Source organism: Colidextribacter sp. OB.20 (genome assembly GCF_009911595.1).
Taxonomy (GTDB): Bacteria; Bacillota; Clostridia; order Oscillospirales; family Oscillospiraceae; genus Lawsonibacter.
This window is the reverse complement of the sequence record NZ_QWKG01000051.1, coordinates 21,182-30,572: the sequence shown is the minus strand read 5'-3', so window position 1 is coordinate 30,572 and position 9,391 is coordinate 21,182. Positions and strand designations below refer to the sequence as shown.

General features: G+C 64.9%; 12 protein-coding genes. 11 read left to right on the top strand and 1 reads right to left on the bottom strand.

Features of this window, described 5'->3' with window-relative positions; all coding sequences use genetic code 11:
• The 7 genes from D1641_RS12905 to D1641_RS12875 form a co-directional block, all read left to right on the top strand.
• Window positions 1-218: hypothetical protein (locus tag D1641_RS12905; RefSeq protein WP_160666356.1), on the top strand; the 218-nt coding region annotated here is incomplete at its 5' end.
• Window positions 219-233: 15 nt separating this feature from the next.
• Window positions 234-830, top strand: coding sequence for a LysM peptidoglycan-binding domain-containing protein (locus D1641_RS12900; protein WP_243149386.1), 597 nt, complete (start codon window positions 234-236; stop codon window positions 828-830).
• Window positions 827-1,777 (top strand): hypothetical protein, encoded by a 951-nt coding sequence (locus D1641_RS12895; protein ID WP_160666354.1) that lies wholly within the window; start codon window positions 827-829, stop codon window positions 1,775-1,777. The genes D1641_RS12900 and D1641_RS12895 overlap by 4 nt, the downstream gene beginning before the upstream one ends.
• 24 nt (window positions 1,778-1,801) lie before the next feature.
• The gene (locus tag D1641_RS12890; protein WP_160666352.1) at window positions 1,802-2,191 is read left to right on the top strand and encodes a hypothetical protein; all 390 of its coding nucleotides are present in this window, start codon (window positions 1,802-1,804) and stop codon (window positions 2,189-2,191) included.
• A gap of 12 nt (window positions 2,192-2,203) precedes the next feature.
• Window positions 2,204-2,548 carry a hypothetical protein gene (locus D1641_RS12885; protein WP_160666350.1) on the top strand — a complete coding sequence of 115 codons (345 nt, stop codon included), beginning with the start codon at window positions 2,204-2,206 and terminating at the stop codon, window positions 2,546-2,548.
• A gap of 12 nt (window positions 2,549-2,560) precedes the next feature.
• Window positions 2,561-3,616 carry a baseplate J/gp47 family protein gene (locus D1641_RS12880; protein WP_160666348.1) on the top strand — a complete coding sequence of 352 codons (1,056 nt, stop codon included), beginning with the start codon at window positions 2,561-2,563 and terminating at the stop codon, window positions 3,614-3,616.
• Complete coding sequence (locus D1641_RS12875; RefSeq protein ID WP_160666346.1) at window positions 3,613-4,182, top strand: DUF2313 domain-containing protein; 570 nt, start codon at window positions 3,613-3,615, stop codon at window positions 4,180-4,182. The genes D1641_RS12880 and D1641_RS12875 overlap by 4 nt, the downstream gene beginning before the upstream one ends.
• A 35-nt stretch (window positions 4,183-4,217) precedes the next feature.
• On the opposite strand, the gene D1641_RS12870 is transcribed toward D1641_RS12875, so the two are convergent.
• On the bottom strand, window positions 4,218-5,852 hold the full coding sequence (locus tag D1641_RS12870) for a class I adenylate-forming enzyme family protein (protein WP_160666344.1): 1,635 nt from the start codon (window positions 5,850-5,852) through the stop codon (window positions 4,218-4,220).
• A 222-nt stretch (window positions 5,853-6,074) separates the two neighbouring features.
• Here D1641_RS12870 and D1641_RS12865 point away from each other — a divergent pair, with 222 nt between their 5' ends.
• From D1641_RS12865 to D1641_RS12850, 4 genes are all read left to right on the top strand, one after another.
• Window positions 6,075-6,386 carry a YerC/YecD family TrpR-related protein gene (locus tag D1641_RS12865; RefSeq protein WP_160666342.1) on the top strand — a complete coding sequence of 104 codons (312 nt, stop codon included), beginning with the start codon at window positions 6,075-6,077 and terminating at the stop codon, window positions 6,384-6,386.
• A gap of 147 nt (window positions 6,387-6,533) precedes the next feature.
• Complete coding sequence (gene iorA / locus D1641_RS12860) at window positions 6,534-8,261, top strand: indolepyruvate ferredoxin oxidoreductase subunit alpha (protein ID WP_160666340.1); 1,728 nt, start codon at window positions 6,534-6,536, stop codon at window positions 8,259-8,261.
• Between the two features lie 123 nt (window positions 8,262-8,384).
• Window positions 8,385-8,957 carry an indolepyruvate oxidoreductase subunit beta gene (locus D1641_RS12855; RefSeq protein ID WP_160666338.1) on the top strand — a complete coding sequence of 191 codons (573 nt, stop codon included), beginning with the start codon at window positions 8,385-8,387 and terminating at the stop codon, window positions 8,955-8,957.
• A gap of 16 nt (window positions 8,958-8,973) precedes the next feature.
• Window positions 8,974-9,390 carry a hypothetical protein gene (locus D1641_RS12850; protein WP_160666336.1) on the top strand — a complete coding sequence of 139 codons (417 nt, stop codon included), beginning with the start codon at window positions 8,974-8,976 and terminating at the stop codon, window positions 9,388-9,390.
• Window position 9,391: the final 1 nt, after the last annotated feature.

Here is a 9,391-nt window from a genome sequence, read left to right as displayed (position 1 = left end):
GCGCCGCCCCGGTCCCCTGGCCGGGGTTCTTCGCCCTGTCAAAGCCGGGGACGGCGGGCCCGGATATCCCAGGCGGGGCGGAGGGGCTGCCAGGTATGGGCCGGGGCTCGGAGAACGCCTCCCTTCAGGGGGCGGAGGGGCTGCGCTGGGCGGAGCAGGCCGACCGGGCCTTCCGCCGGGACAGCCGCCGGTATGACGGGGGCTTCTATCTGTACTAAAGGAGGAATGGCGGGATGATTTTATCTCCCATGCGCTATAAGGGCTATACCTGGCCCCACAACCCCCGGGTGTACTCCATCGACTACCAGCGGGTCATGGCGGTGCACAAGGAGCCCTTCGGCCGGTATCAGCTCCAGGACCTGGGGCTGACCCGGCGGGTGATGAAGGGGGAGGGGGAGTTTGTGGGCGAGGGGGCCTACGACGAGTTCAAGAGGCTGGCCTGCGTCTTTTACGAGACGGGGCCGGGGGTGCTGGTCCACCCCCTCTGGCAGGTGACCAACACCTACTTTGTGGCCCTGCGGCTGGAGCAGGCTCCCCGGCCCGACTATGTGCGCTACTCCTTCGAGTTCTGGGAGGAGAACAGCCTGTATAGCGGGCTGGCCACCCGGGTGACGGAGCGGGCACAGAGCACCGGGACGGGGACGGAAAGCACCGAAGCTGCGGCCCGGGCCCCCGGTCAGGACGCCGCCTGGCACCGGGTGGTGAAGGGGGACACCCTTTGGGCGCTGTCCGGGCGGTACGGGGTGAAGCTGGCTGACCTTATGGCCCTCAACCCCCAGATCAAGAACCCCAACCTGATCTATGTGGGACAGGAGGTGCGGGTGCGGTGACAGCCTGTGTGACCGACGCCGGAGGGGGGCGCTGGACCCTGCCCCCGGCCACCGCCTGGCGGCTGGAGTACACCGCCGGGGTGCCCTGCGACAGCTTCTGGCTGCGCTGCCCCTGGGAGGGGGACAGCCCCACCCGGCCGGGGGACTGGGTGGGCTTTCAGGCCGAGCAGGACGGGGAGCGGGTGTTTACCGGCCTGGTGGACGAGTGCGAGGTGACCGCCGACGGGAGGGGCCGGGTGCTGGAGCTGTCCGGCCGGGGGATGGCGGCCCGGCTGCTGGACAATGAGGCCCTGGGCCAGGACTACCTGTGCGCCACTCAGGCGGATATCCTCCGGGACCATGTGACCCCCTACGGGATTGAGACCGCGCCGGGAGCTGCCCTCGGGCCGGTGTCCCGGTTCTCGGTGGCTGCCGGGAGCAGCGAGTGGTCGGTGGTCTATGACTTCGCCCGGTATTACGGCGGCGTGGCCCCCCGGTTTGACCGGCAGGGGAGGCTGGTGCTCACCGGCTGGAAGGACAGCCGGGAGCGGGTGGTGGACGACGCCACCCACCTGATCTCGCTGCTCCGCCGGGACAAGCGCTATGGGGTGCTGTCTCAGACCCTGGTCAGGGACCGCTGGAGCGGCAGGGTGGAGACGGCGGAAAACGCCGCCTTCCAGGCCGCCGGAGGCCGGGCCCGGCGGGTGATTACCATGCCAACCCGGAGCAGCTATAAGGCCATGCGGTACTCCGGCCAGTTCCAGCTGGACAAGTCGGCCTCTGAGCTGGCCCGGGTGGAGGTGACAGTGGGGGAGGCCTTCTGCGCCTGGCCCGGGGACCTGGTGACCGTCCGGCGCTCCGGCTGGGACTGGAACGGCCGCTACCGGGCGGCCCAGGTGACCGTGGGGATGGACGAGAGCGGCTGCTGGAGCCGCCTGGAGCTGGCAGAGCCTGAGTTTACGGTGTAAAAATTTTAAATTGAGGTGAGTGTTATGTGGACATCGGAGCGCAGCCGGAGCCTGCCGGCCAAGGAGGGGGCGGCGGAGCTGGGCACCGTCACCCTGGGGGGCGACCCTGCGGGGGTCAGTATGGGGGGAGAGCGGCGGTGGCTTACCGTCTACAGCCCTGGCGGCTACAGCTGGCGGCCCACGGCGGGGGACAAGGTGCTGGTCCTCAAGGCCGGCCCGGAGGGGGAGTCCCCCTGTATTCTGGGCACGGTTCAGGACGGCGGTGATCTGAAGCCGGGGGAGGTGCGGCTGAAGGGCGGGGAGAGCGCCGTCTTTCTGGGCCAGAGCCGGCTGGAGCTGAGCGGAGATCTGTATCTCAACGGCCGCACGCTCTACAGCGTGGTGCGGGATATTGTGGTCTCCCTGCTGTCGTAAGGGGGGACAGGTATGGAGTGGAAGCTGATTGAGGGGGACTATGTCCCAGACGGCACAGGGGGCCTCACCGCCCTGAGCGGCGGCGAGGAGGTGCTGGCCCGGGTGCTGTACCGGCTGACGGCCCGGCGGGGGGCGCTGCCCTTTCTGCCCAGGCTGGGCAGCCGGCTGTACCGGCTGGGCCGGGAGCGGCCCTCTGAGCGCCCGGCCCTGGCCGCCCAGTATGTGGCCGAGGCCCTGGAGGAGGAGCCCGAGCTGTCGGTGCAGTCGGTGGAGCTGGTGCAGACAGGGGAGAACGGCCTGCTCACCGTCCGCCTGGACTGGCGGGGCGAGGAGCTCACCGCCCGGGTGGCGGTGTGAAGGAGGAAAGCTATGAAAACAGTGGAAGAGATCTATCGGGAGATGCTCGCCTGCTTCGGGGACCGGACTGGGCTGGAGCCCCGGGAGGGGTGCGACCTGTCTGCCCGGCTGTATGCCCTGGCGGCCCAGGTCTGTGCGCTGTATATCCAGGCGGACTGGGTGGTCCGGCAGGCTTTTCCCCAGACGGCGGAGGGGGAGTATCTGGACCGCCACGCCCAGCTGCGGGGGCTGGAGCGCAAGCGGCCGGTGGCCGCCGAGGGGACGGTGCGCTTTACCGCCGGGGAGGCGTCGCCCGCCCCCCGGGAGATTCCCAAGGGGACGGTGTGCATGACGGCAGGGCTGATCCGCTTTGAGACCACCCGCGCCGCCCTGCTTGAGGCGGAGGCGCTGACGGTGGACGTGCCGGTCCGGGCCCTGGAGCCGGGGGCGGCGGGCAATATCTCCGCCGGAGCCATCACATCTATGGCGGTGGCCCCTATAGGCGTCTCTCAGTGTACCAATCCCCAGCCCTTCGCCGGCGGGGCGGACGGCGAGGAGGACGAGACGCTGCGGGAGCGGGTGCTGGATACCTTCAGGCGCCTGCCCAACGGGGCCAACGCCGCCTTCTACCAGCAGGGGGCGCTGTCCTTCGACCAGGTGGCCGCCGCGGTGGTCATCCCCCGGCCCCGGGGGGTGGGGTCGGTGGACGTGGTGCCCGCCACCCTGGAGGGCATCCCCGGCGAGGAGCTGCTCCAACAGCTCCAGGACTACTTCGACGCCCGGCGGGAGATCGCCGTGGACCTGGTGGTCCGGGCGCCTGAGACCAGGCCGGTGGATGTGTCCATCCTGGTGGAGCCCGAGGAGGGCCGGGACAGCGCCCAGGTGCTGGAGCGGGTGCGGCAGGCCGTCCGGGGGTGGTTTACCGGAAAGCTGTTGGGGCAGAGCGTGCTGCTGGCCCGGCTGGGCAGCCTGATCTATGGCTGTGAGGGGGTGGCCAACTACGTCATCACCGCGCCGGCGGCGGATGTGCAGGGAGACAGGGAGGTGCTGCCCCTGCTGGGGACGCTGACAGTGGAGGAGCGGGCATGAGTCACGGACAGTACTTGCGGGACCTGCTGCGGCCCCTGGGGGTGTACAATTTAAACGCCCCCTTCAACGGCGGCGAGCTGGACGCCCAGGGCCGGGCCCTGGACGGGGTGATGGCCCGGCTGGAGGAGATTCAGCGGGAGGGCTCCCTGTCCACGGCGGAGGACTGGGGGCTGGAGCGGATTGCCGGGCTGCTTGTCCGCCGCCCGGTGGCCGCCCAGCCCCGGAAGCTGGCCGCCGCCCTGGCGGCCCTGATGCGCATCAGCGGGGACAGCTTCACCCTGGCGGCCATCAACGACACCGTTGCCGGCTGCGGCGTCCCCGCCGTGGTCAGGGAGCGGGGCAAGGGGCAGGTGTCCGTCTCCTTCCCCGGGGTGGCCGGGGAGCCGGGAGGCTTTCAGGAGCTGAAAAAGATTATCGAGGACATCCTCCCCGCCCATCTGGGCATCGAGTATGACTTCTGGTTCCTCACCTGGCAGGAGCTGGAGGACAATTTCCCCAGCTGGCAGTCCATCGAGGATATGGAGCTGACCTGGGCCAAGCTGGAGACCTTTGTGGAATATCTGTAAAAAACGGCCTCGCCGCACTGCGGCGAGGCCGTTTTTTATCCCTGATTCTGCGCCTCCACCAGGCGCACGCCGCAGTACTGCTCCCGCAGCCTGGGCTTTTCGATCTTGCCGGTGGGGTTGCGGGGGATGGGGGCAAAGATGATCTTCCGGGGCCGCTTGTACCGGGGCAGATCCATGCAGAACTGGTTAATCTCGCTCTCGGTGCAGGTCATGCCCTCCTTCACCTGGATGATGGCGGCGGCGATCTCGCCCAGCCGCTTGTCGGGCAGGCCGATGACGGCCACGTCATGTACCTTGGGGTAGGCGGACAGGAAGTCCTCGATCTGCACCGGGTACAGGTTCTCGCCGCCGGAGATGATCACGTCCTTCTTCCGGTCCACCAGGAAGACAAAGCCGTCCCCGTCCTGACGGGCCATGTCGCCGGTGTGAAGCCAGCCGTTTTCCAGCACCTCGCCTGTGGCCTCCGGATTGTGGTAGTAGCAAACCATCACCCCGGGGCCTTTCACGCACAGCTCGCCCACGTCTCCCTGCTGAACGGGCTGGTTCTGCTCGTCCACAATTTTAATCTTCCAGCCGTAGCCCGGGATGCCGATGGCCCCAACCTTGTGGACATTCTCCAGCCCCAGGTGGACGCAGCCCGGACCGGTGCACTCAGACAGGCCGTAGTTGGTGTCATATTTGTGGTGGGGGAAGTAGGTCAGCCAGTGCTTGATCAGGGAGGGGGGCACCGGCTGGGCGCCGATGTGCATCAGCCGCCACTGGGACAGCTGGTAGTCCTCAATTTTAAGCTCGCCTCTGTCCAGCGCGGCCAAAATATCCTGGGCCCAGGGCACCAGCAGCCAGACGATGGTGGCCTGCTCCTGACTGGCCGCCTGGAAGATGGCGGAGGGGGAGTTGCCCTTGAGCAGGACGGCCTTGCTCCCGGTGAACAGCGAGCCGAACCAGTGCATTTTGGCCCCGGTGTGGTACAGGGGCGGGATGCACAGAAACACGTCCTCGTGGGTGGTCTCGTGGTGGATGGCCTCCATCCGGGCGGACTGCATCAGGGCGGTGTGCTTGAGCAGGATGGCCTTGGGGAAGCCGGTGGTGCCCGAGGAGTAGTAGATGGCGGCCTCGTCCTCGTCGTCCACCAGGATTTTGGGGGCCCGGCTGGAGCAGTTGGCGGTGGCACGGAGGTAGTCCTCGGCGAAGGCCGGGCACTGCTCCCCCGCGAAGAACAGCAGCATCTGGCGGTTGATTTTGGGCACGATGGGCTCCATCCGGCCGGTGAACTCCGGGCCGAAGAAGAGCACGTCGGTGTCGGCCAGCTTCAGGCAGTACTCAATCTCGTCAGAGGTGTAGCGGAAGTTCAGGGGGACGGCAATGGCCCCCGTTTTCAGGATGCCGAAGTAGATGGGCAGCCACTCCAGGCAGTTCATCATCAGAATGGCTACCTTCTGCCCCCTTTTGAGCCCCCGGCCCAGGAGCATATTGGCCACACGGTTGGCCTTCTCGTCGAAGATGGACCATGTAATCTCCCGGCGGTAGGGGGCGTCGCCGGTGGGCTGGATCAGCTCATACTCCTTCCAGGTCACCCGCTGCTCCTCCCGGACCTCCGGGTTGATCTCCACCAGGGCGGTCTCGTCGCCGTATAGCTTGCTGTTGCGCTCCAGCAAATCGGTGATAGGCATGGCGCTCGTTCCTTTCCAAACGGATATGCTCCGTGTTACTTCATTGATTTTAACCACTAAAGCAGTGTAGCCTATCTTTTGAAGCTTGTCAAGAAAATTCCCGAAAGTCCAAAAATTTTCGGAGGACGGCTCTTTACTTTTACACTTTCCTGTGCTACACTTTGCACAGATAAATTTTCGCCGAATACGACTCTGGGGTAAAAGGAGAAAAGGAGTATTACCATGGCAAAAGCGGAAAAGCGGGAGCGGAGCATGGCGCTGTACGAGACTATTTTGAAGCTGAAAGACCTGGATGAGTGCTGCCGGTTCTTCGATGACCTGTGCACTCCTACCGAGCTGAGGAGTCTGGAGCAGCGGTTCGACGTGGCGGTATACTTGCAGCAGGGGCTGGTCTATCTGGACATTCTGGACAAGACCGGGGCCTCCAGCGCCACCATCAGCCGGGTCCGGCGGTCCATGCTGGACAACGGGGCCGGGGGCGTGATGCAGCAGGTCATCGCCCGGGAGGGACTGCACGAGAAGCAGGAGCCGTAGGGGCGGCCTGTGGTCACCCACAGAAGCGTTGACCTGGCGTGTAGGGCGGGACGACCCGGCCCGCCGAATGAGTCAGTGTTCCAATCAGATGGCGCGCCGAGGTCGTCGCGCCCTACAAAACCATATTAAGGAAAGCAGGAAAAGAACATGAAACAACTGATGTTGGGCAACGCCGCCGTTGCCCGGGGCCTCTATGAGGCGGGGTGCTGTGTGATCTCCAGCTACCCCGGCACCCCCAGCACCGAGATCACCGAGGAGGCCGTGAAGTACCCCGAAATCTACTGCGAGTGGGCCCCCAATGAGAAGGTGGCTATGGAGAGCGCCTTCGGGGCCAGCCTGGCGGGGAAGCGGTCCTTCTGCGCCATGAAGCACGTGGGCCTGAACGTGGCCGCCGACCCCCTGTACACCATGGCCTATACCGGAGTGAACGCCGGGATGGTCATCGGCGTGGCCGACGACCCGGGGATGCACTCCTCCCAGAACGAGCAGGACTCCCGGCACTACGCCCGGGCGGCCAAGGTCCCTATGCTGGAGCCCTCCGACTCCGCTGAGGCCCTGGAGTTTGCCAGGCTGGCCTATGAGCTGTCCGAGCGGTTCGACACTCCGGTGCTGCTGAAGATGTGCACCCGCATTGCCCACTCCCAGTCGGTGGTGGAGACCTCCCCCCGGACGGAGGCCGAGACAAAGCCCTATGAGAAAAACATTCAAAAATATGTGATGATGCCCGGCAACGCTATCCGCCGCCACCCCTTTGTGGAGGAGCGTACCCGGAAGCTCCAGCAGTGGGCGGAGACCGCCCCCATCAACCGGGTGGAGCCGGGCAGGAACCACGAAATCGGCATCATCACCTCCTCCACCTCCTACCAGTACGTGAAGGAGGTCTTTGGGGACACCGTCTCTGTCCTCAAGCTGGGTATGACCAACCCCCTGCCGGTGAAGCTGATTGGGGATTTTGCCCGTAAAGTAGAAAAGCTTGTGGTCGTCGAGGAGCTGGACCCCATCATTGAGAACCACTGTAAAGCCTTAGGCCTTGCCGTTTCCGGCAAGGATGTGCTCCCCATTGAGGGGGAGTTCTCTCAGAACCTCATTGCCGCCAAGCTGGGCGGGACGATACATACCGGCCGGGCCATCGAGGACACCATCCCCCCCCGGCCCCCTGTCATGTGCGCCGGTTGCCCCCACCGGGGACTGTTCTACACCCTGAGCAAGAACAAGTGTACCGTCCTGGGGGACATCGGCTGCTACACCCTGGGGGCGGTGGCCCCCCTGGCCGCCATGGATATGACTCTGTGCATGGGGGCTTCCATCTCCGCCGTCCACGGCTTCAACAAGGCCCGGGGGGCGGAGTCCGAGGGCAAAACGGTGGCCGTCATCGGCGACTCCACCTTTATGCACTCGGGCATGACCGGCCTGGCCAACATCGCCTATAACCAGTCCAACTCCACCGTCATCATTCTGGACAACTCCATCACTGGCATGACCGGCCACCAGCAGAACCCCACCACCGGCTATAACATCAAGGGCGACCCCGCCGGCAGGATCGACCTGGAGGCCCTGTGCAGAGCCATGGGCTTCAACCGGGTGCGGGTGGTGGACCCCTACGACCTGAAGGCCTGCGACGCCGCCGTCAAGGAGGAGCTGGCCGCCAGCGAGCCCTCCGTCATCATCAGCCGCCGGCCCTGCGCCCTGCTCAAATACGTCAAGCACAACCCGCCCCTGACGGTGGATACCGCCAAATGTGTGGGCTGCAAGAGCTGCATGAAGATCGGCTGCCCCGCCATCTCTATCCGGGAGGGCAAGGCCCATGTGGACGCCACCCTCTGTGTGGGCTGCGGCGTGTGTGAGCAGCTGTGCGGCGTGAAGGCGTTCGGATGATCGTTCATGCAGACGTAGGGGGCGGCCTCTGTGCCGCCCCGCCGGAGAACGGTGTGAAAATTGGAAAGCAGGGCGGCGCGGAGGCCGCCCCCTACACCCAAAAACAAGGAGTTGTTTCAACATATGGAAACCAAAAATATTATGATTGTCGGCGTAGGGGGACAGGGCTCCCTCCTGGCCTCCAAGCTGCTGGGCCATCTGCTGATGGAGCAGGGCTACGACGTGAAGGTGTCCGAGGTCCACGGCATGTCTCAGCGGGGGGGCAGCGTGGTCACCTACGTGCGCTATGGGGATAAGGTAAGCTCCCCCGTCATCGACAAGGGAGAGGCGGACTACATCGTCTCCTTCGAGCTTCTGGAGGCCGCCCGGTGGCTGAGCTATTTAAAACCCGACGGTCAGATCGTCACCTCCACCCAACAGATCGACCCCATGCCCGTCATCACCGGCGCGGCCAGCTACCCGGAGAACCTGGTGGAGAAGATGCGCTCCACCGGAGCCAAGGTGGACGTCCTGGACTGCCTGGCGCTGGCCGAGGAGGCCGGGTCGGCCAAGGCGGTGAACATCGTCCTTATGGGCCGGCTGTCCCACTACTTCGACCTGCCCGACGAGGCCTGGCAGAAGTCTCTGGAGGCCATGGTGCCCCCCAAGTTCCTGGAGCTGAACAAGAAGGCTTTTGAGCTGGGGAAAAACGCGTAAACGGAGGTGTAGAACCGTGCGGATATTCAAATTTTTCAAGGAATTGGGCTGGCTACTTTACGGCCTTGCCGCCGCCGTCCGGGCGAAAATAAACCAGAGAAAGCTGCCGCCTTATTTCGCGAAAAGTCTTCCGGAACGGTATGTCAAGTCCCCGATTTACGACGTTTATTTCGATTGGTACCGAGGGCTGTGTTATGCGACCATCACCCTGGATTTGCGGCTGGATGGCTTTGACCCTACAGGGATCGACCTCAACCGCAAGGAGACCACCGGCCGTTTACAGCAGGAGGCGCTCCGGATTGCAGAGGAATATCTCAGTGACTCGCCCGTTCCGGTCAATCTCTCTTTTGCGCTGATGTTTCGAGATGGCTCCCCCAAATATATAATCTCGGTGGGAATATTTCCCCGAAAGAGTGAGCGGGAAGGAAGCTGAG

Bases quoted from the DNA above. Each gene is read 5' to 3' on its own strand.
- D1641_RS12900 (WP_243149386.1), top strand. From the start codon at position 234: ATGATTTTATCTCCCATGCGCTATAAGGGCTATACCTGGCCCCACAAC.
- D1641_RS12890 (WP_160666352.1), top strand. From the start codon at position 1,802: ATGTGGACATCGGAGCGCAGCCGGAGCCTGCCGGCCAAGGAGGGGGCG.
- D1641_RS12885 (WP_160666350.1), top strand. From the start codon at position 2,204: ATGGAGTGGAAGCTGATTGAGGGGGACTATGTCCCAGACGGCACAGGG.
- D1641_RS12880 (WP_160666348.1), top strand. From the start codon at position 2,561: ATGAAAACAGTGGAAGAGATCTATCGGGAGATGCTCGCCTGCTTCGGG.
- D1641_RS12875 (WP_160666346.1), top strand. From the start codon at position 3,613: ATGAGTCACGGACAGTACTTGCGGGACCTGCTGCGGCCCCTGGGGGTG.
- D1641_RS12870 (WP_160666344.1), bottom strand. From the start codon at position 5,852: ATGCCTATCACCGATTTGCTGGAGCGCAACAGCAAGCTATACGGCGAC.
- D1641_RS12865 (WP_160666342.1), top strand. From the start codon at position 6,075: ATGGCAAAAGCGGAAAAGCGGGAGCGGAGCATGGCGCTGTACGAGACT.
- iorA (WP_160666340.1), top strand. From the start codon at position 6,534: ATGAAACAACTGATGTTGGGCAACGCCGCCGTTGCCCGGGGCCTCTAT.
- D1641_RS12855 (WP_160666338.1), top strand. From the start codon at position 8,385: ATGGAAACCAAAAATATTATGATTGTCGGCGTAGGGGGACAGGGCTCC.